Source organism: Flavobacterium aestuarii, assembly GCF_040049115.1.
Classification (GTDB): Bacteria; Bacteroidota; Bacteroidia; order Flavobacteriales; family Flavobacteriaceae; genus Flavobacterium; species Flavobacterium aestuarii.
The window spans coordinates 15,912-36,406 of the sequence record NZ_JBDLZZ010000027.1; the positions used below are offsets into that span (position 1 = coordinate 15,912).

Sequence of the window (20,495 nt, forward strand, 5' to 3'; positions counted from 1 at the left end):
ACACATGAATAATATTGCCTCAATCTTATTATTAGTTTTTTTAGCAATTACTTTTTTGCAATCCTCACAAGATAAATTATTCCACTGGAAAGATAACTTAGATTGGCTGAAAGAACATTTTGCAAAAACTCCCTTGCGCAATCAAGTGCCTTTGGCATTGGTAAATGTATTAATATTAGAATTAATCTCAGGTGTATTATGTACCGTTGGAGCTATAGAACTAGCAGTAAACAGCGGCAGGGTATATGGCTTATATGGAGCAATATTTTCAAGTCTTACCCTTATCATGCTGCTTTTTGGACAGCGTCTGGCTAAAGATTATGATGGAGCACGAACTATTGTTCTCTATTTTATCCCGTCAGTGATGGCTGTGTATTGGCTGAACTAAAGCAATTTCAAAATTCAATAACAATTACAATAGCAATGTCAACTGCAAAAAATAACTAAACTAAAAAATATAATACAAACAAAATCGCTTACTAATTATCTAATATAAAATATGACGGCAAAACACCCATCAGAATCCTTAACTGTATTGACCGATCTGGTTTTACCGAGCGAAACCAATCCTTTGAATAATTTATTTGGAGGGGAACTATTGGCCAGAATGGATCGTGCTGCAAGTATTGCCGCCGGAAGACATTCGCGTCGCATAGGTGTAACAGCCTCCGTAAACCATGTGGCTTTTAATAAATCTATTCCGCTTGGGAGTGTTGTAATTATAGAAGCAAAAGTATCCAGAGCTTTTACAACTTCTATGGAAATTTATCTGGATGTCTGGGTCGAGGATCGCCAATCTGGGAACAGGACTAAAGCGAACGAAGCCATCTACACTTTTGTAGCTGTAGATGACACTGGAAGGCCTGTAGAAGTTCCTCCCATCCAGCCAGAAACTGAACTGGAAAAAATGCGATATGACGCTGCCTTGAGAAGGAAACAATTAAGTCTGGTTTTAGCTGGAAAAATGAATCCTCATGACGCAACCGAACTTAAAGCGTTATTTATTAAGGAATAAAGACTCTTATATGTTAAATTAATTTCTGGTGCTTCCGATAAAAATTTCAATATCTAAATTTGAAATGAATTTTCAGCATGGAGAAAGAAATTAACTGTCGAGGCAGCTCGAAAAGCTCCAATATGCTAAAAGTAAAAGGCCTGATAAAAGCAATGAAAATCGATCCTTTTATTTAGAAGGCAATAGGCATAAATACTAAAATCCATTTTGTTAAAAACTCGTTTATTGTGGCTTCAAAAAAAAGAAGTATTTTTACGAGCACTAAAAAAATCTACACCAGTATTTTAAATTAAATCATATTGGTAAATCATATAAACACAGAAGAAAATGAAAGAAAAAACCAGTTCGGATAAAGAAGCTAAATTAAAAGCATTACAGCTTACTCTTGACAAATTAGACAAGACTTACGGAAAAGGAACTGTAATGAAAATGGGCGACAAAGCCATTGAGGAAGTAGAGACAATTTCATCTGGTTCATTAGGTGTTGATTTGGCTTTGGGAGTTGGCGGTTATCCAAAAGGAAGAATTATTGAAATATTCGGACCTGAATCATCTGGTAAAACAACTTTGACTTTGCATGCAATTGCCGAAGCTCAAAAAGCAGGCGGAATTGCCGCATTTATAGATGCTGAACATGCTTTTGATAGAAATTATGCCGAAAAATTAGGCGTTGATATCGAAAACCTGATTATTTCCCAGCCAGATAACGGGGAGCAGGCTCTTGAGATTGCCGAAAACTTAATCCGTTCGGGAGCAATTGATATTGTAGTAATTGACTCGGTAGCTGCGTTGACTCCAAAAAGCGAAATAGAAGGCGAAATGGGAGATTCTAAAATGGGGCTTCACGCACGATTGATGTCTCAGGCTTTGAGAAAATTAACAGGAACCATAAGCAAAACGAATTGTACTGTGTTTTTCATAAACCAGCTGAGAGAGAAAATCGGGGTCATGTTTGGAAATCCTGAAACGACTACCGGAGGTAATGCTTTGAAATTCTACGCATCGGTACGTTTGGACATCCGTCGTTCAACTCAAATTAAAGATGGTGAAAACGTATTGGGTAACCGAACTAAAGTAAAAATTGTTAAAAACAAAGTGGCACCGCCATTCAAGGTGGCCGAATTTGATATCATGTACGGTGAAGGAGTTTCTAAAACCGGCGAAATCTTAGATCTGGCTGTAGAATTTGAAATCATAAAAAAATCGGGTTCTTGGTTCAGCTATGGCGACACTAAATTAGGTCAAGGGCGTGATGCTGTTAAATCATTGATTAAAGACAATCCAGAATTAGCAGATGAGCTTGAAGAAAAAATCAAAACTCAGATTAAAGAATTAGCTCAGGAATAAAACAAAAGAGACCGCGATTAGCGGTCTTTTTTTATATCAGCCAGTTATCAAAAATTTGATCAATCAAGAAATAATATTTTAAAAAATTTACTTTCTACTATCTGATTTTTGAAACTCAATCAGTTCATGCAGTATTAAATTCCGAACCTGCTCGCGCAATTCTTTTCGATCAATAGGCTCGCCGTTAACAGACATAGTATCAACTGGCGGAAGCATTTTGGCACGCATTAATCCAGGGCTTCCGCTATAAAAAGTATATGACAATCTTTTTTTATTATCAGGAAAAACCAGAGGCACTATTGGTAAATGATGCTCACTCGCCAAACGGAAAGCCCCATCTTTGAAGGCATCCAATATAAGAGATTCATCTTGAGGAACGCCTCCTTCGGGAAAAATACAGATACTCAAGCCCCGATCAATTCTTTTTTGGGCTTCATTAAATACTTCCATTCTGCTTTTAGAACAGCTTCTATCCACCAGAATACTGGTTCTTTTATAGAAAAAACCAAACAATGGAATTTTGGCCAGCGACATTTTTCCCACAAAAACAAAAGGGTTATTCACTACAGCCAGCATCAGCATAATGTCGGTCATAGAGGTATGATTGGCCACAAACATGTAGCTTTTTTTTCGGTCCAATTTTTGAATTTTCTCAACCCTGTAATAAAAACCCATACCCAAAAGTACACATTTGGCCCAGATACGGGACATCATAAAAAAATATGGGTAACCTCTTTCCGTCAATATAGAAGCCACCAGAAAGGGGAGCATAATCAGAATTGGGATTAGCATAACCACATAAAACCAAACCCTCCAAACGGTCCACAATATTTTTTTTATACTTTTCATAGAGCCAAAAATAGGTAAACTTGCGGAAAATTTAGCAAAAGAATTAACTTTGCGAAAAAAATAACAATCTTCATCACATCATAAGAGATTTAAAAAAATAAAAATGGCAAAAATACTTACAGGCGTTCAAAGTACAGGAACACCCCATTTGGGCAACTTATTAGGCGCAATTATTCCTGCAATTGAATTATCCAATAAACCAGAAAACGAATCCTTTCTGTTTATTGCCGATTTACACTCCATTACACAGATCAAAAATGGCGAAACATTAAGAGCCAACACTTATAGTACTGCTGCCGCATGGTTAGCTTGTGGTTTGGATATTGAAAAAGTAACTTTTTACCGCCAGTCCGATGTGGCACAAACCGCAGAACTGTCTTGGTACCTGAGCTGTTTTTTCCCATTTCAGCGTCTGACATTGGCACATTCATTCAAAGACAAATCAGACCGTCTCGAAGATGTAAATGCTGGTTTATTCACTTATCCAATGCTTATGGCAGCCGACATCCTTTTATATGATGCTGAATTTGTTCCTGTTGGAAAAGACCAGTTACAGCATTTGGAAATTACGCGTGATGTTGCTTCACGGTTCAATCATCAAATGGGTGAGACTTTTGTTATTCCTGAAGCCAAAATTCAAGAAGACAGCATGCTCATTCCAGGAACCAATGGCGGAAAAATGAGTAAATCGGCCAATAACTTTATCAATATTTTCTTGGATGATAAAGCACTGCGCAAACAGATTATGAGTATTGAGACTGACAGCACACCGCTTGAAGAACCAAAAAATCCAGATACCTGCAATTGTTTTACACTTTATAAATTACTCGCTGATGAAGAGCAAATTGAGGCAATGCGAGCCAGCTATCTTGGCGGTAACTATGGTTACGGCCACGCCAAACAAGCATTGTTCGAGTTGATTCTGGAAAAATTTAAAACCGAAAGAGAAAAATACAATTACTATATCAATAACCTTCCTGAAGTAGATGCGCTATTGAAAAAAGGCGCCGCAAAAGCGGGTCTAGTTGCTGATGGCGTTTTGGCCAGAGTTCGAGAAGTTTTAGGTTTTGAGGTTTAGATAGAGTTACAAAAAACAACACGAATTTCACTAATTGACACGAACAGATTCGTGTCAATTAGTGAAATTCGTGTTTATAACTATATAGGTAAATTTTTCTCGAAAGCAGACCCGAAAGAAATAAACGAATCTGTCCCTCCTACTCCTTCTATAATATGAATTTGTTCGTAAATGATTTTGCGAAGTTCTTCATTATTGGCTGCAACAATTTTAATAAACAAAGCATACTTGCCAGAAACCCAATGACATTCCACAATTTCTGGTATCAGTTTCAATTGTTCGGCAATTGAATAGGAAAAACGCGCTTCTTTGGTCGTGATTCCAGTATACGTGATCGTTTCAAAACCATAGGTTTTAGCATTTAATTTTACCGAGAAACCAGTAATAAGTCCTGAATCCTGCAGTTTTTTTACACGAAGATGCACCAGAGAATTAGATACTTTTAATTCCTTGGCCAGTTCAGAAAAAGGAATTCTTCCGTTCTCACTCAGCTTTCTGATGATTTCCTGATCTAAATAATCAGTATTTTCATTGTTTTTGGAGTTTGACATCATTTAACTTTTGATTAGAAATTATAACATTGACAATTCTAAAACTAAAACAGCTTTTAAAAATGTCAAAATTACATATTTATTATATTAAAAAGTGTATTTATAAATAATCGATGCATAAATATGTCATTTTTCACTATTAATATCTAGTTTTGAGTCATAATAACAACAGAAAACATAGACAAAAAATGGACAAAAATCAATTGCTTACGAAACTTTGGGAACAATATGCTGCGATCACCCCATCAGCAAAAAAAATACATAAATTATTAGAAGATAAAGGAGAAATAATTCAAAATGATCATATTGCGATCCGCACTTTTAATGACCCGCGCATCAATATTGCTGTTTTAGAAAAACCTTTCTTGGCTCTGGGATACGAAGCTCGAGGCGAATATATTTTTGAGTCCAAAAAACTATTCGCAAAGCATTACGAACACACTACCGACACCAGTGCACCAAGAATTTTTATATCTGAACTGGAATTGGAAAAATGTTCTGAAGAATTACAGCAAACCGTAAAAACAATTTTGGACAATTGCGGCCAGAACGAATTTAATAATCCAGAATTGGTGCTGAGCGGAGCCATTTGGAATTCAAATTCTCACACAATTTATCAATCATTGCTGGAAGAATCCGAATATGCGGCCTGGATGTATGTATATGGTTTCCGAGCTAATCATTTTACCATTAATGTAAATGCGCTGAAAAACTTCGATAAACTCGAGGAATTAAATGACTTTTTGGAACAGAACGGCTGGAAATTAAACGCATCTGGCGGAAAAATAAAAGGAACTCCAGAACAGTTATTAGAGCAATCAAGCACTTTGGCTGATTTGCATACTGTCAGTTTTGAAGAAGGTTCATTCGAAATTCCATCGTGCTACTACGAATTTGCTTTGCGCTATGCGATGCCAAACGGCTGTTTGTACCAAGGCTTTGTTGCTTCATCTGCCGATAAAATTTTTGAAAGCACTGACGTGAAATTGAAAGAAAAATAAAATCCGCAGCAGATTCACAGGTTAAAAAAAAATTAAAAAAATCTGTGAATCTGCAGCTAATAAAACGCCAATCCGCTTTTTTTAACCTTGAATTACAACAAACTTCTTCGAATTTTTAAAAAAAATCATGTTTAATTTTCAAAACCTGCTTTAAAAAACACTTTCGAAAATAAAAAAAATAAAATTTAAAATTGTTTTTCAAAGATTAAATTTAATAATACACCTTCAAAAAGATTATTTATAACAATAACTTCAATTCTCGTTAAACAGGCCAGTATTATACCAATAAATTTTCACATTAACAATCGAGAGGTTATCTTTGCACAAAAAATTGACAAATAATTTCTATTTGTGAAAAACACTAAAAAGATGACAGAAAATCCGGAAACATTTATATTCGATTTTGACAGTACTTTTATGAAAGTCGAAGCACTAGATGTATTATGCGAAGTAATTTACCAAGATAGTGCAGCTGGAGAGCAAATATTAAAGGAAATCCAAAGATTAACCGATCTTGGGATGGAAGGAAAGCTTTCGCTAAAAGAATCTTTAACTAAAAGAATTCAGTTATTACAAGCCAATAGAGACCATATTGGAACTGTAATCGAGGAATTAAAAAAGAAAGTTACTGCTTCGGTAATCAGAAACAGAACATTTTTCAAACAGCATTCCGAAAATATTTATATCATTTCGAATGGTTTCAAAGAAATTATTATTCCAATCGTTTCTGAATATGGGATTAAACCCGAACACGTTTTGGCCAACACTTTCAAATTTGACCATGACGGAAAAATAATCGGCTTTGACGAGAAAGACGAATTGTGTGAAAACCAGGGAAAAGTAAAGAAAATCAAATCCTTGAACCTTCAAGGCGAAGCAATCATGATTGGCGATGGATATACTGATTATGAAACTCTTGAGGGAGGAGCTGTATCGAAATTTTTTGCTTTTACAGAAAACGTAAGCCGAAAAATTGTTGTTGAAAAAGCCAGCCAGATTGCACCATCACTGGATGAAATTCTTTATGAACTATCGTACAAAGCTTCTGTTTCTTATCCCAAAAACAGAATCAAGGTTTTATTGTTAGAAAATATACACCAGGACGCTGTAACCATTTTTGAACACGAAGGATATACTGTAGAAACGATGAAAGGTTCTTTGAATGAAGACGAATTAATCGAAAAAATAAAAGGAGTTTCCATTCTTGGAATCCGTTCAAAAACAAACCTTACGGCCAAAGTTCTGGAACATGCCAATAAACTTCACGCTGTTGGGACATTCTGTATTGGAACTAACCAAGTGGATTTGAACGCCTGCAGCATGAAAGGGATTTCGGTTTTCAATGCACCGTACAGCAATACCAGATCGGTTGTGGAATTGGCTTTGGGACAAATCATTATGCTGGTTCGTAACACTTTCGAAAAAAGCAAAATGATGCACCAAGGTGTTTGGGACAAATCGGCTACTAACAGTGTTGAAATCCGTGGGAAGAAATTAGGTCTGGTTGGATACGGAAGTATTGGATCACAGCTTTCTATTATCGCCGAAGCATTAGGTATGAAAGTATATTTCTATGATGCTGTAGATCGTTTGGCACTTGGTAATGCTAAAAAATGTTCATCATTAAAAGAATTATTGGCTCTTTCAGATGTTGTCTCTTTACACGTAGATGGCCGTGCGAGCAATAAAAATTTAATTGATGCCACCGCTTTTGAATATATGAAGCCTGGTGTCATCTTTTTGAACCTCTCAAGAGGGCATGTTGTAGATATCGAAGCATTGGTTGCCAACTTAAAAAATGGTAAAATTCACGGAGCTGCAGTTGATGTTTTCCCATATGAACCAAAAAATAACGATGAACCCTTTGTTTCAGAATTACAAGGATTACCAAATGTAATATTGACACCGCACATCGGTGGAAGTACTGAAGAAGCACAGGAAGATATCGGGCATTATGTTGCAAACAAAATTATCCAATACATCAATACTGGAACCACTTATGGAAGTGTAAACCTTCCGGAAATACAGCTTCCTGAATTGCAGAGTGCTCACAGAATTATGCATATTCACGAAAATGTGAAAGGAATTCTGGCTCAGATCAATAACATTCTTTTAGAATATGACAACAATATTCTCGGGCAATATTTAAAAACCAACGAAACTCTTGGTTATGTAATTACAGATATTGATAATTTCCACAACAAAGAATTGGAGAAAAAATTAAAAGCGATTCCAAATACTATTCGATATAGAATTCTTTATTAAGATTTCAGATTGCTGATTACTTCGTCAGTTCGCCTTTTAGGCTCGTGTAACGATTTTTGATTGTTGATTTTAATACGACAAAATCAGCAACCGTTAATATAAAATATAAAAGACTTTGCGTCTTTGCGCCTCTGCGAGAAAAATAGCTCGCAAAGACGCAAAGGCGCAAAGGTGTTAAAAACAAAAAGATTATCCATTTGATTTTAATTTTTGGTTAGCTATTTGAAAAAAGCTTTTCAGATTTCGTTAGTCTAAAAATCTAAAAATCTAAAATCTAAAATAAAATGAACCTTGAAAGTCTTGAAAAGCAATTAGCCGGAAAATTACTGTACGACAAAACCATGCGTACACTTTATGCCACTGATGCAAGCGCTTACAAAGAAATGCCGTTGGCGGTAGCCATTCCAAAAACGAAAGAAGATATTCAAAAAATCATTGCTTTTGCAAGAGAAAACAAAAGCAGTGTCATTCCGCGTGCGGCCGGAACTTCTCTTGCCGGACAAGTGGTCGGGAACGGAATCGTGATTGATATTTCACAGGAATTCACCAAAATCCTTTCGGTTGACCCTGTTGAAAAGTCAGCTTGGGTTGAGCCAGGAGTGATTCGCGATGAGCTGAACTTACATTTAAAATCCTATAAATTATTCTTTGGCCCTGAGACTTCGACCAGTAACCGCTGTATGATTGGCGGAATGGTGGGTAACAATGCCTGTGGTGCAAGATCCGTGATTTATGGTTCGACACGTGAACATTTGCTTGAAATCAAAGGTTTCTTGGCCGATGGAAATGAAGTTACTTTTGGAGCACTTACCAATGCCGAATTTGAAGACAAATGCAACGGAGTAAATGTAGTAAGCCCATTGGAACAGGCTATTTATGTTCAAGCGAAAGAGTTATTAGGTTTGCCTGAAAACAGAGCTTTATTTGAAGAAAATTATCCGAAGAAAACCATTCCAAGAAGAAATACAGGATATGCTTTGGATTTATTGGCCGACAGCCAGCCTTTTGGCCATCCCGATGAAAAATTCAATTTCTGTAAATTAATTGCCGGTTCCGAAGGGACTTTGTTCTTTTCGACAGCGATAAAACTGAATTTGGTTGACGCGCTAAAACCGTTCGCCGGTTTGGTTTGTGTACATCACAATAGCATCAACGAATCATTGAAAGCCAACTTGGAAGCCTTGAAATTCAACCCGGACAGTGTTGAGCTGATCGACCATTATATCCTGGAATGTACCAAAGAAAATATCGAGCAAAGCAAAAACAGATTCTTTGTTGAAGGCGATCCGCAAGCGATTTTGGTTGTTGAATTTTTAAGGGATTCTAAAGAGGAAATCATCGAAGCCGCCAAAGAAATGGAAGAGCTGATGCGCTCCAAAAATCTAGGTTACCACTTCCCTATTGTTTGGGGCGAAGACACCAATAAAGTTTGGAATCTTAGAAAAGCGGGCTTGGGATTATTGTCCAATATTCCGGGCGATGCCAAAGCGGTTGCCGTTATTGAAGACACTGCAGTTGACGTAAACGATTTACCTGATTTTATCGAAGATTTCAATGCCGTTCTTAGAGAGCGAAACCTTAGCTGCGTGCATTATGCCCACGCCGCTACAGGAGAATTGCATCTTCGTCCGATAATTGATTTAAAAACCAAAGAAGGTACGGCGTTGTTTAGAACAATCGCTACCGATATTGCCCATTTGGTTAAAAAATACAAAGGTTCGTTAAGCGGTGAACACGGAGACGGAAGACTTCGCGGGGAATTTATTCCGCTGATGTTGGGTGACGAAATCTACCAAATGTTTATCCAAGTAAAAAACACTTGGGATCCTTGGGGAATTTTCAATCCGGGGAAAGTGGTAAATACGCCTCCAATGGACACTAACCTGAGATATACTCCAGGTCAGGATACTCCAATGCCAGAAACCTATTTTGATTTCTCGGAGCATAACGGATTTGTGCGTGCTGCCGAAATGTGTAACGGATCGGGAGACTGTAGAAAAACCGAGAAAAGCGGTGGTACAATGTGCCCAAGTTATATGGCAACCCGTGATGAAAAACACACTACCCGTGCCAGAGCCAACATTTTAAGAGAAACCATCACCAATTCGACGAAACAGAATAAATTTGACGATGAAGCATTGCTTGAAGTTCTTGATTTATGTTTGAGCTGTAAAGGATGTAAATCCGAATGTCCTTCGAATGTGGATATGGCGAAGCTAAAAGCAGAAACTTTACAGCAATACCATGATAAAAACGGCGTGAAATTCCGCTCTAAATTAATTGGTAATACTCCAAAAATCAATCAATTATTTGGTTCATTGCCTTGGCTGTATAATTTTGGAACCAAAGGATTCATTGGAAACATTGTAAAAAGCGCAACAGGTTTTGCTACCGAAAGATCGTTGCCGCAAATGTACAAAGTTACTTTTGGCAAATGGTTCAGAAACTACAAACAAACCGGGAATTTCACCAATGGAAAAGTATATCTGTACAACGACGAATTCATGAATTTCTATGACGTAGAGATTGGCCAGACTGCGGTGAAACTGTTTAACCGTTTGGGTTACGAAGTTGTTGTTCCTCACATCGGATACAGCGGAAGAACCTACCTTTCAAAAGGAATGTTGAAAGAAGCGCGCGAAATTGCCGAAAAAAATACTCAGGCTTTCGCCAAAGAAATGCCGGCAAAGTCCATTTTAGTTGGAATTGAGCCATCGGCTATTTTATCGTTCCGTGATGAATATCCGGATTTATGCCGTGGTGATTTAAAAGACAAAGCAAAGAAACATTCAGACAGAGCTATGCTTATCGAAGAATTCTTGGCCAAAGAGCTAGACGAAGGGCGCATCACATCCGATTCTTTTAAAGAAAACACCGAAAGAGTCCGCATGCATGGGCACTGTTTCCAAAAAGCCTTGTCTTCATTGGTACCGCTTAAAAAAATCCTGATGTTGCCAAAAAATTATACCGTTCTCAATATCCCAAGCGGATGCTGCGGTATGGCGGGTTCTTTTGGTTATGAAAAGGAGCATTATGACATTTCGATGAAAGTTGGAGAATTGGTTTTATTCCCAACCATCCGCTCCGAAGAAGAAGCGACATTGATTTCGGCTTCAGGAACGAGCTGCAGGCATCAAATTAGCGACGGAACCAGCCGAACAGCATTTCACCCTGTTGAGATACTTTATAAGGCTTTAAAATAAAGATTTCAAATTTTTGAATAACGATTTTAGATTGCAGATGTTTTTAGGAGCATCTGCAATTTTTTTTGGCCTAAATTGTGGTAAAATTTTTCTTAATTTTGAAAATATGACACTAAAACAAAAACTATATTTTTTCTTTATTTTAATAACAGTATATCTGATAATAATACTACCCGTCACATATACATCAATACTTGTACTTGGATGGGCAGATATTCCAATCGTAATTGTTTACGGAATTATTAATACTTTATTTGCAGTAAAAAATTTTAAAGAGCGTCTCTTTCTTAGTATCATCTTAGGTTTCTTTATTTCAAGTTTTAGCTTATGCTTTGTCTATTTACCGTGGTATTTAGGATTCTATAGGAATGCGGGATTTGGAGTTTTAATTTATTTTTTCTCTTCAATTTTAATATGGATACTTCTAATTCAAAATAGCAGGAAAATAGTTCGCATAAAAAATCTATATTTAATCGTTTTCATTACTGCATTATTTTTTTTTATTCTTTCATTTTTTCTAAAAGAAATTTATCCTGCCCAATTTGAAAATGAAAATTTAACGCAAATCCAAATCACGGTGCTTGATAAATATAAAATACCTCAATCCGAAAGTTCTATTGAAATCAGAATCGATAGACAGCCTTTATTTTCTTTAAAAAGAAGTCACATAATACTTGAAACAATCACAGATCGAAAAGGAAGCATAAAAGTAAAATTATCAAAATCAAACAACTACAAACTATATATAAATACCAAAAAAGGAGAATTAATCTTTTTTGACATAGATTCAACAGATTTAAAGAATAAAAATTTATTTTTTGTTGAAACCAAAAACGCAATTAAAATGTAGTCAATCATTTAACTTAAAAATATAGACCTACGAAAAAAAATAATCCCAGCAGTCAACACGACAATCGATGGGTTTTGCGATCATACGGCAGGAATCCCAGATGAAGAAATCAATGATTATACAAAGTTGTTAAGCGGTAGAAACACACTTCTGTTTGGCATGATTACCAATGAACGAAAGGAATTTCGGAGAACATTAACAGAAAACAAGTTGTAATAAATTAATAGAAGACTTTGTAGCAGTAATAGATAATACTCCAAAAAAAAACTTGCTGAACAACTGCGTCTAAATCAGAATAGAGAATAAAATAATTATTCACTAAATTTGATGCTGGCAGAACATGATGCAGTTAAAAATCTTTCACAATCCACATAATGAAAAACCTTCTTTTCTCATTCTTTTTAATGATCAGCATTAAATCAGCAGCGCAGTTCACATTTGATAAATCGATTCTCGATTGCGAAGATAAATGGGTTGTATTTCCTGAGGAATATGGCGGAATATACAAATATGGTTTCATTTATGTAGATTCGGAAACCGGTCTTACATTTGACTACAGCGGCAGTCTTAAGATTAACGATGCCGGAAAGATTACAGCATTTCCAAAAGAACTGGGTTCTTCGATAAAAATTCCTTTAAATCCTAACAAAATCCAAATTGCTCTTATACCAGAAGTTAATTATGAACAATTAAAAATTAGCCAAATCCCTGATTGGCTAAGCTCTCATAAAATGAAAGAAGGCTCTATTGAACAATTGTACCGCTGGGGATCTATCTATAATACTTGGGGAAAATATCAAAAAGCGGTGGAATTATTAGAAAAAGCAGCTAAAATCAACAATGAATATAAAGGGCTGGATATCCAATTAGCCTATTCGTACAATCGCCTGAATCAATATAAAAAAGCGATTGAAGTATTAAAAAAAGCATTAACTGTAAATCCTTCTGATGCATTTATTCATAAAGAATATATCTATGCATTGGCAAAAAGCCAGCAGTTTGAGGCTGCCATCATCAGCTACAGAAATTCTTTGAAAGTCTGTCCAGACACCACTTATGTTCCAGAAAACGCATATTATATTTTAGAAGGCTATTTTTACAAATATGACTGGATGCACTTCGACAAATGGTTAGCCGAAACAGAAGAGGTTATGTCTACGAACGAGCAGATAAAAAAAATAATTGCAGAAATGAAAATTGAAATCTCAAAAAACAGACTCTAGCCTAATTATAAAAATGACACCAAGAATAATAACCACAACTGAAAAAAAATTAATTGGAAAGCGGCTTGTCATGAGTTTTGCAGACTATAAACCAGGCGAACTCTGGAAAGCTTTTATGCCAAGGCGAAAAGAGATCAGCAGCAGCCTATCCAATGATTTAATTTCAATGACTATTTATAGTCCAGCTCATTTTTTAAATTTCAGTCCAAAAAATGAATTCGAAAAATGGGCAGCCGTCGAAGTATCAAGCCATGAAAATATTCCGTCCGAAATGGAAACATTTATTCTGGCTGGAGGACTGTATGCCGTTTTCGACTATAAAGGACTGAATACTGACGATTCCATTTATCGCTATATTTACAGGGAATGGATTCCAGATTCGGGCTATAGCCTAGACAATAGGCCTCATTTCGAAATTTTGGGAGAAAAATACAAAAATAATGACCCAGCATCTGAAGAAGAAATCTGGATACCAATAAGATAGCTGGCAGCAAAATCCTGCAGCCCAAAGATTCATAAAGAATTACGGATTTTGCGTTGAAAATCAAGTGAAAATCAAACTGCCTCAAACATTTTCCCAGGCAAAGGCCTTATCACACCCTTCAATTCCATATTGAGCAGCAGACCCGAAATTCTGTAAATAGGAAAATCACAATTCAGGGCAATTATATCCATCAGTTCCTTGCCTGTCTGTAAAAGATAATCATATACCTTTTGTTCATCATCATCGAGGGTGACAAATAACTGTTTTTGAACAGGCTTGGTTTCTTTTTGAATATCCCAATTCAGGTTGTAAATTAAATCGGAAGCTCCTGTCAAGACACTTGCCTTTTGGGTTTTAATTAAATTATTGCAACCCTGGCTGAATTTATCAGTAGTGCGTCCCGGAACGGCAAAAACATCCCGATTATAATCATTAGCCATATTTGCAGTAATAAGCGAACCACCCTTATCTGCAGATTCAATTACAATGGTTGCTTCACTGATTCCTGCCACGATACGGTTTCTGCGCACAAAATTTTCTTTATCAGGATTGGAATTACTCCAGAATTCGGTAAGGAAACCACCGTTCTGTTCCATTTTGGCGACATATTTTTTGTGGGGTTTTGGATAAATCTGATTCAGGCCATGTGCTACAACTCCAATGGTCTGCAAACCATGATCCATTGCTAACTGATGAGCCACAATGTCAACTCCGTATGCAAAACCACTCACAATTATGGGATCCAGAGGTGCCAGATCCTCGATTAGCTTTCTGCAGAATTCGGTTCCGTAGGATGTAATCTGCCTAGTACCTACAATGCTTATTATTTTTCTATTCTCCAAGCGAATATTTCCAGCACAGAATAATAAAACTGGGCCGTCAATACAATGTTTTAACCGATCTGGATAATCATCATCTTGAAAATAAAGAACCTTGATATTATTCTTCAGTATAAAATCATATTCAGCCTTAGCTTTTTCAAAAACACTTTTATCTTTAAATTTCTTCAGCAGAACCGTTCCTACCCCATCAATAGCGGCAAGCTCTTGCGGTTTGGCATTCAATACATCTTGGGCAGACCCAAAATGTGCCAGCAGTTTTTTGGCCATAATATCTCCTACGCCTTCTACGCGCAGCAAAGCCAATAAGTAAATTAAATTTTGTTCTGACATATCTTACAATTATACGATAAATATTTGAAAAAGAATTAACATATAAGTTCAAAATGATACATATTTGTAAAAAGAAGCCTAAAAAAGCCTTTAGATTCTAAAACTATTTTAAACACTAAAAAATCATAAACAACTCGTAGTGTGCAACATGCAAATTGTTAATAAAAATTGTGAATAAAATTTTGATAACTATTACCGTTGCATAACTTTGTTAACATGAAAATAGAACTTTACATCGCGCAGCTTTTATACCGTTACCAATGTGTAACCGTTCCTGGTTTTGGAGCTTTTCTGGCCGAAATCCAATCAGCACAACTGTTAGAAAACTCACATTCATTTTTTCCGCCCAAAAAGACTATTTCCTTTAATTCACATATAAAAAACAATGATGGCTTATTGGCCAATCATATTGCCCAGGCCGAAAAAACATCTTATGATTATGCAGTAAGTGCTATCGAGTTTGAGGTTTTGAACTGGAAAAAAACATTGCAGGAAAATCGCAGTTTATTGATCAAAAATGTTGGAACCATTAGTTTGAATGCTGAAAATAATATTCTTTTCACACCAGGCGAGCAGACCAATTTTTATGCAAAATCTTTTGGATTGACATCTTTTGTTTCGCCAGCCGTAAAAAGAGAAATCGAAATCCAGAAACCTGAGCCACTACTTGAATTTCAAAAAGCTGTTGTTGAGGAAGAAAAACCGGTTTTCAATTTCATCCCTGAAACTGCCGAAGCCAGAAAAACAAACCCGTATCTAAAATATGCTGCTGTATTTGTAATAGGCTTAGCTGTTGCCGGATCCGTTGGGTATCCTTTGTATCAAAATCAGATTGCTTCTGAAACTATGCTGGTGGAGACATTGGTGCAAAAAAAGGTTCAGAGCAAAATACAGCAAGCCACTTTTTTTATACAGACTCCAATACCAGCTGTAACTCTTTCATTAAAATCTGAAAAGAAAGAAAATGCCAAACTTCCATATCATATTATGGCTGGAGCTTTTAGAAGTGAGGCAAATGCCCAAAAAAGATACAGAGAATTAATTGCCAAAGGTTATGATGCCAGAGTTCTGGGTATCAATAAAAATGGGCTTTATCCTGTATTGTATGGCAGTTACAACACTTTTGCAGAAGCAGAAAATGAAAAAAACGAAATCATACAAACAGATAATCCCGAAGCCTGGATTTTAATCCAATCCTTGTAGCAAAGAGAATCTCTTTATCCTCTTAAATCACGAATACAACCAATTTCACTGGTTTTATTCGTGATTTTTTGTTTTTCAATTTGTGAATTAATGCTTTTTTTAAAGCTTTTTTAAATAAATACAAAGAAATACATCTTCGCTGAATTAATGCGTTAAATCCAATAAAAACACAATAGAAACAGCTGCGGGAATAAATTGTAATATCATTGTAAAACCCCAATTTTTAGAATTTTAATTTCTACTTCTGATAAAAAATTAAAACTCTGGAATCAAAACAGTTATAAAAAAAAACTTAAATTTGGTAGTCAAAGTCTTAAACTTTGTGGCTGCACTGCTTTTATTATCCTGAAATAATTTTTCATCTGTTATTTAATTATTTAAAAAAATATGAAAAAAGCAATTTATTCGACTCTATCCTTTCTGTTAATTTCCTCAAATCTCAGCGCGCAAAGTAGCGAATCCCAGAAAACCATGGAAATCACTGGTCATGTAATAATGGACAGTGGTTATGATTTTGGAAAAATGGATCCAGAATGGTTTGATACCATGAGACCATCAAAATTGCTAGATAGTGAGGGCAATGAATTTCAGAATCAAGGAAATATGTTTTTTGGGGTTAGACAATCTGCTTTAAGCTTTAAGAATTATTTTGATACATCATTAGGAAGTATAAAAACGGTTTTCGAATTTGATTTATTTGGTTCTGGCAAAGATGCAGGAGCGACAGCATTTCATTTGCGCCATGCGTATGTAAAATTCGGAAAGTTTATTGTGGGCCAGACCAACAGCGTTTTTGCAGATATGGAAGTTTATCCCAATCTGGTAGAGTTTATGGGACCAAATGGTGCAGTCTTTACCCGTAATATCCAAATTCGATATACTCCAATATCGACAGAAAAACAAACATTGACAATAGCATTAGAGCGTCCTGGTGCTACAGGTGATAAGGGCGAATATGGAGAAGGTTTTGTTTATGCATCAGTGCTGGACGATGTCGCTTTCAGGTTTGCGGTACCAGACCTAAGTGCCGAATACCGGTATATGGGTTCCTGGGGATATCTGGAACTGGCGGGAATTGTGCGCAGCATCCGATGGGAGGACAATAATATCGATGCGTATGACATACACGGAAGCACAACTGGATGGGGATTAACATTAAGTACTAAACTGCAGATTACAAAGAACATAATTTTTAGAGGAGCATTTACTAAAGGAGCTGGAATTCAAAACTATATGAATGATGCTGATGCTGATGTAGGAACGCAAAGACAATACGGCAATCCCCTTACGCCTATTGATGGTGAAGCCATACCTGTTATTGCTCTTGCCTCATACTTTGATATAAACTGGAATTCAAAGTTAAGTACCGCTGTGGGATATTCTATCATGGACAATACCACAACCGATGCCCAGTTATCTACCGCTTATAAAACAGGCCAGTATTCCAGCATCAATTTATTGTATTCTCCAATCGATAATTTGGTTTTAGGACCGGAATTGCAATGGGGAAAGCGCAAAAACAATGATTTTGCAGGAGATCCAGTTTTCGATCTGCCAGCTGCTAAAGGAAATACAGGAGAAGATGTTAAGATTCAATTCTCGGTACGGTATTCATTTAGCAGTACATTTTATAAAACTCATTAATTTGCTGTGTTTAATGGGGGTTCTAATCTTTAATCATTTTCCAAAGCATCTCAAAAGTTTCATCAATTAAATCAGATGATTCAGCCTGATTCAGGCTATGCGATACCAGATAATAATACAATCCGTTTACTTGAGCCGTAAATAAAGAAAAAAGAAAACCTATAGGCATTGGTTTTAAAAGAACTAAATCAATTCCGTTTTTAATCAAAACATATAGCGGATGTTCTTCGAGGCTGAATGTTTTCGAAACTGCTGATTTCGGATAAGGCGAATTGTTATACTGCTGTATGTAACGGAATTCTATACTGTTTTGCAGATTCCAGTGCAAAGTGGCAATAAATAAGGCACGGAAAGACTCTTTAGAAACAGAATGTGATGTAATACCGGCTATTATATAATCATCCATTTTTTGTATCACACTATTATATATGCTGACTATGAGTATTTCCTTGGTTGGAAAATAATTAAAAAGTGTTCCGTTAGCCACACCCGCTTCGGTGGCAATCCTGCTTGTAGCAGTGCCATGAAAGCCGTTATCTACAAAGAGTTTAAGGGCTGTGGCAATAATTAATTCATCTTTATTCATGTTTACTGACTAATCAGTCGTAAATATATGAATCTTTTTTTAATCTAAAAGAAATTGCAAAAAAAATCTGCAAGATACTGTACAACTTTTTATGATTTAAGAAAACGTTCCTGTCAGGAATTTAAAAAAAACTTATGCAGAATGTAAAACTCACTATGGATGTTTACTAAACGAAAGCTGGGCAGTACAGCTGAAAAGGTTTTATTATTAAACAAATTTAGTTTTTCGGATTTACCACGTCTTTCCAAATGAAAGAACCTTTTTACATTAACAGCCAAGTGTGACAGATGTTTTTATTTTACCCACTTTTCAATTGTGCTAATAAATTCCTTTTGCTGGTCAACAAATAGATAATGAGAACAATTGTCAATGATTTTGAAGTTTTGTTTATTAACTATTTTCTTCAAATCGCTTAATTGTTTGTCTGAAAAAATCTTGTCTTGTTGTCCATAAATTGCAAATAAAGGCACATGTTTTTTTAACTTTCTCAAAATGGGTTTTGTGTTAATATTATTTATGCTCTCGTTTTTGTAAAATAATATTGGAGCTTTGTCATTTCTAATATTGTTTTTGCCAAATTCACTTAATTCATAAACTTCCCGTAGTTTATTAGCTTCAATTGTTGGAAATGGCATTTTAAAATAATTAGCCATGTTTGCAATTTCATAACATTTCTTTCGGTATTCTGCAGAGTTTTTATTCAAATTTTCAACTTCTGAAATTTTAGAAAACATCAAAGAATCATTTCTGTCTTTATAAATATTTTTAGTTGTTTTTAAAATACTATAATAAGTTTCTTGCTGGGAAAACAATGCTCCTGCAAGAATTAAAGATTTTACTTTTTCAGGATTTTGTTCAGTAAAAAGTGTTCCAACTAAACCTCCAAAACTATGTGCAATTAGATTTGCACTTTTGATTTTATACTTCTCGAAAATTTGGTTTAGATCTATAATAGCCTCATCAAAAGTAAACATTGCTGTTTTGTCAATTGAACGACCTTCCCCTCGTCTGTCGTATACAATTACATAAAATCCTTTTTCTGCTAATTTATCTGCTGTTGTTCCTTCAAAAAGTGTCGAGTTTCCACTTGGTCCACCGTGAATAAAAACAATTGCTGGATTTTCACTTTGTCCATACAATTTTGAGTAAATAATTCAAGTTGCTAGTTAATTGATTTGTTTAATTCTGCGAGCCAATAGCCACTAATTTGTTGCTACTATAGGGGTTTGGAGTTAAATTAAGCCTTATTTTCGGATTTGCCTAAACATCCCAAATACAAGACCATTTTTCCATTAAACCCAATCCCCAAATCCTTTGTAGCTGTTATGTGAGGTTCCTTATAGTCTGCTTTTTAAATCCATCATTCCATGAAGAATTCTTATGATTTCTATTTCGTTCTTTGATATAATTGAGTAGAAGATAATATGTTCACCTGATTTAAAACCTAATATTCCTTTCGTTACTATATCATAGTTTCTACCAAGTTCTGGATTATTTGCTAAATCATCACAAGATGCCAAAAGTAAATCATAATACTTTTCGGCTTGCATTTCCGACCAAGTTTCGATTGTATAATCCCAAATTTCAGTTAAGTCATCTACAGCTTTGTTTGTAAAATAATATTTAGCCATTTGATTTTTTTCTTGCTTTTAAAACGTCAGGATATTTTTTAGCATCAAAATCTACTGCACGTCCACTTTCAATTCCATCATTGATCGCTTTTCTTAAAGCTAGAATTTTATTTTCCTCATCTTCTAAAAGGCGAAGACCGGCTCTGACAACTTCACTTGCGTTATTGAATCTTCCATCATTTACACTGTGTTCGATAAAACTTTCGAAATGATTACCAAGTGATATAGAAGTATTTCGTCCCATAATTTTTTTTAGCTAAGTTACCAAAAAATGGTAACTTTTCAAATTATTACGATTTTTTTTTGGAATCTCCCATAACGTCAGTCTGTGAAAAAACCTCCGTTTTAATTGCAAACAAATATAGTAAAATACTGTTGTTAAAACAGGAATTT

The 20,495-nt window shown here is 35.6% G+C and carries 19 protein-coding genes; 12 read left to right on the plus strand and 7 right to left on the minus strand.

Annotation, left to right across the window (positions count from 1 at the left end; genetic code table 11):
- Positions 1–4 precede the first annotated feature (4 nt).
- The 3 genes from ABEG11_RS18250 to recA all read left to right on the plus strand — a co-directional run bounded on the left by ABEG11_RS18250 (position 5) and on the right by recA (position 2,362).
- Complete coding sequence (locus ABEG11_RS18250; protein ID WP_348825624.1) at positions 5–388, plus strand: DoxX family protein; 384 nt, start codon at positions 5–7, stop codon at positions 386–388.
- 111 nt (positions 389–499) lie between these two features.
- Positions 500–1,015: an acyl-CoA thioesterase gene (locus ABEG11_RS18255; protein WP_348825625.1), complete on the plus strand. Its 516-nt coding sequence runs from the start codon at positions 500–502 to the stop codon at positions 1,013–1,015.
- A 327-nt stretch (positions 1,016–1,342) separates the two neighbouring features.
- A complete protein-coding gene (gene recA / locus ABEG11_RS18260; protein WP_348825626.1) occupies positions 1,343–2,362 on the plus strand; it encodes a recombinase RecA in 1,020 nt (339 codons plus the stop codon).
- A gap of 87 nt (positions 2,363–2,449) precedes the next feature.
- Here recA and ABEG11_RS18265 read toward each other — a convergent pair whose 3' ends face one another.
- A complete protein-coding gene (locus tag ABEG11_RS18265) occupies positions 2,450–3,211 on the minus strand; it encodes a lysophospholipid acyltransferase family protein (protein WP_348825627.1) in 762 nt (253 codons plus the stop codon).
- 103 nt (positions 3,212–3,314) lie between these two features.
- Here ABEG11_RS18265 and trpS point away from each other — a divergent pair, with 103 nt between their 5' ends.
- Entirely contained in the window at positions 3,315–4,289 is a 975-nt protein-coding gene (gene trpS, locus ABEG11_RS18270) for a tryptophan--tRNA ligase (RefSeq protein ID WP_348825628.1), read from the plus strand.
- 80 nt (positions 4,290–4,369) lie between these two features.
- Here the strand turns inward: trpS and ABEG11_RS18275 are convergent, their stop codons facing one another.
- The gene (locus tag ABEG11_RS18275; protein WP_348825629.1) at positions 4,370–4,843 is read right to left on the minus strand and encodes an Lrp/AsnC family transcriptional regulator; all 474 of its coding nucleotides are present in this window, start codon (positions 4,841–4,843) and stop codon (positions 4,370–4,372) included.
- 185 nt (positions 4,844–5,028) lie between these two features.
- Here ABEG11_RS18275 and ABEG11_RS18280 point away from each other — a divergent pair, with 185 nt between their 5' ends.
- The 6 genes from ABEG11_RS18280 to ABEG11_RS18305 all read left to right on the plus strand — a co-directional run bounded on the left by ABEG11_RS18280 (position 5,029) and on the right by ABEG11_RS18305 (position 13,866).
- Positions 5,029–5,841, plus strand: coding sequence for a DUF1338 domain-containing protein (locus tag ABEG11_RS18280; RefSeq protein ID WP_348825630.1), 813 nt, complete (start codon positions 5,029–5,031; stop codon positions 5,839–5,841).
- A gap of 369 nt (positions 5,842–6,210) precedes the next feature.
- On the plus strand, positions 6,211–8,106 hold the full coding sequence (gene serA, locus ABEG11_RS18285; protein ID WP_348825631.1) for a phosphoglycerate dehydrogenase: 1,896 nt from the start codon (positions 6,211–6,213) through the stop codon (positions 8,104–8,106).
- Positions 8,107–8,390: 284 nt separating this feature from the next.
- The gene (locus tag ABEG11_RS18290; protein WP_348825632.1) at positions 8,391–11,309 is read left to right on the plus strand and encodes an FAD-binding and (Fe-S)-binding domain-containing protein; all 2,919 of its coding nucleotides are present in this window, start codon (positions 8,391–8,393) and stop codon (positions 11,307–11,309) included.
- Positions 11,310–11,322: 13 nt separating this feature from the next.
- Complete coding sequence (locus ABEG11_RS18295) at positions 11,323–12,159, plus strand: hypothetical protein (RefSeq protein WP_348825633.1); 837 nt, start codon at positions 11,323–11,325, stop codon at positions 12,157–12,159.
- A 374-nt stretch (positions 12,160–12,533) separates the two neighbouring features.
- A complete protein-coding gene (locus ABEG11_RS18300; RefSeq protein WP_348825634.1) occupies positions 12,534–13,382 on the plus strand; it encodes a tetratricopeptide repeat protein in 849 nt (282 codons plus the stop codon).
- 13 nt (positions 13,383–13,395) lie between these two features.
- On the plus strand, positions 13,396–13,866 hold the full coding sequence (locus ABEG11_RS18305) for a GyrI-like domain-containing protein (protein ID WP_348825635.1): 471 nt from the start codon (positions 13,396–13,398) through the stop codon (positions 13,864–13,866).
- A gap of 71 nt (positions 13,867–13,937) precedes the next feature.
- Here the strand turns inward: ABEG11_RS18305 and dprA are convergent, their stop codons facing one another.
- Positions 13,938–15,038 carry a DNA-processing protein DprA gene (gene dprA, locus ABEG11_RS18310; protein ID WP_348825636.1) on the minus strand — a complete coding sequence of 367 codons (1,101 nt, stop codon included), beginning with the start codon at positions 15,036–15,038 and terminating at the stop codon, positions 13,938–13,940.
- Positions 15,039–15,254: 216 nt separating this feature from the next.
- Between dprA and ABEG11_RS18315 the strand changes: the two genes are divergently transcribed.
- Positions 15,255–16,241: an HU domain-containing protein gene (locus ABEG11_RS18315; RefSeq protein ID WP_348825637.1), complete on the plus strand. Its 987-nt coding sequence runs from the start codon at positions 15,255–15,257 to the stop codon at positions 16,239–16,241.
- A gap of 387 nt (positions 16,242–16,628) precedes the next feature.
- Positions 16,629–17,885: a DcaP family trimeric outer membrane transporter gene (locus tag ABEG11_RS18320; RefSeq protein ID WP_348825638.1), complete on the plus strand. Its 1,257-nt coding sequence runs from the start codon at positions 16,629–16,631 to the stop codon at positions 17,883–17,885.
- Positions 17,886–17,907: 22 nt separating this feature from the next.
- On the opposite strand, the gene ABEG11_RS18325 is transcribed toward ABEG11_RS18320, so the two are convergent.
- The 4 genes from ABEG11_RS18325 to ABEG11_RS18340 all read right to left on the minus strand — a co-directional run bounded on the left by ABEG11_RS18325 (position 17,908) and on the right by ABEG11_RS18340 (position 20,346).
- Positions 17,908–18,471 (minus strand): TetR/AcrR family transcriptional regulator, encoded by a 564-nt coding sequence (locus ABEG11_RS18325; RefSeq protein ID WP_348825639.1) that lies wholly within the window; start codon positions 18,469–18,471, stop codon positions 17,908–17,910.
- Positions 18,472–18,764: 293 nt separating this feature from the next.
- Positions 18,765–19,610, minus strand: a complete 846-nt coding sequence (locus tag ABEG11_RS18330) for an alpha/beta fold hydrolase (protein WP_348825640.1) — start codon at positions 19,608–19,610, stop codon at positions 18,765–18,767.
- A 198-nt stretch (positions 19,611–19,808) separates the two neighbouring features.
- Positions 19,809–20,102 carry a type II toxin-antitoxin system RelE/ParE family toxin gene (locus tag ABEG11_RS18335; protein ID WP_348825641.1) on the minus strand — a complete coding sequence of 98 codons (294 nt, stop codon included), beginning with the start codon at positions 20,100–20,102 and terminating at the stop codon, positions 19,809–19,811.
- Positions 20,095–20,346 (minus strand): type II toxin-antitoxin system ParD family antitoxin, encoded by a 252-nt coding sequence (locus ABEG11_RS18340; RefSeq protein ID WP_348825642.1) that lies wholly within the window; start codon positions 20,344–20,346, stop codon positions 20,095–20,097. Before ABEG11_RS18340 ends, ABEG11_RS18335 begins: the two co-directional genes overlap by 8 nt.
- Positions 20,347–20,495: the final 149 nt, after the last annotated feature.

Excerpts from the sequence above, each read along its gene's own strand:
- dprA (WP_348825636.1), bottom strand. The coding sequence starts at position 15,038 with ATGTCAGAACAAAATTTAATTTACTTATTGGCTTTGCTGCGCGTAGAA.
- ABEG11_RS18290 (WP_348825632.1), top strand. The coding sequence starts at position 8,391 with ATGAACCTTGAAAGTCTTGAAAAGCAATTAGCCGGAAAATTACTGTAC.
- ABEG11_RS18275 (WP_348825629.1), bottom strand. The coding sequence starts at position 4,843 with ATGATGTCAAACTCCAAAAACAATGAAAATACTGATTATTTAGATCAG.
- recA (WP_348825626.1), top strand. The coding sequence starts at position 1,343 with ATGAAAGAAAAAACCAGTTCGGATAAAGAAGCTAAATTAAAAGCATTA.
- ABEG11_RS18250 (WP_348825624.1), top strand. The coding sequence starts at position 5 with ATGAATAATATTGCCTCAATCTTATTATTAGTTTTTTTAGCAATTACT.
- ABEG11_RS18340 (WP_348825642.1), bottom strand. The coding sequence starts at position 20,346 with ATGGGACGAAATACTTCTATATCACTTGGTAATCATTTCGAAAGTTTT.
- ABEG11_RS18305 (WP_348825635.1), top strand. The coding sequence starts at position 13,396 with ATGACACCAAGAATAATAACCACAACTGAAAAAAAATTAATTGGAAAG.
- ABEG11_RS18280 (WP_348825630.1), top strand. The coding sequence starts at position 5,029 with ATGGACAAAAATCAATTGCTTACGAAACTTTGGGAACAATATGCTGCG.
- trpS (WP_348825628.1), top strand. The coding sequence starts at position 3,315 with ATGGCAAAAATACTTACAGGCGTTCAAAGTACAGGAACACCCCATTTG.
- ABEG11_RS18255 (WP_348825625.1), top strand. The coding sequence starts at position 500 with ATGACGGCAAAACACCCATCAGAATCCTTAACTGTATTGACCGATCTG.
- serA (WP_348825631.1), top strand. The coding sequence starts at position 6,211 with ATGACAGAAAATCCGGAAACATTTATATTCGATTTTGACAGTACTTTT.
- ABEG11_RS18320 (WP_348825638.1), top strand. The coding sequence starts at position 16,629 with ATGAAAAAAGCAATTTATTCGACTCTATCCTTTCTGTTAATTTCCTCA.
- ABEG11_RS18325 (WP_348825639.1), bottom strand. The coding sequence starts at position 18,471 with ATGAATAAAGATGAATTAATTATTGCCACAGCCCTTAAACTCTTTGTA.
- ABEG11_RS18300 (WP_348825634.1), top strand. The coding sequence starts at position 12,534 with ATGAAAAACCTTCTTTTCTCATTCTTTTTAATGATCAGCATTAAATCA.
- ABEG11_RS18265 (WP_348825627.1), bottom strand. The coding sequence starts at position 3,211 with ATGAAAAGTATAAAAAAAATATTGTGGACCGTTTGGAGGGTTTGGTTT.
- ABEG11_RS18315 (WP_348825637.1), top strand. The coding sequence starts at position 15,255 with ATGAAAATAGAACTTTACATCGCGCAGCTTTTATACCGTTACCAATGT.
- ABEG11_RS18335 (WP_348825641.1), bottom strand. The coding sequence starts at position 20,102 with ATGGCTAAATATTATTTTACAAACAAAGCTGTAGATGACTTAACTGAA.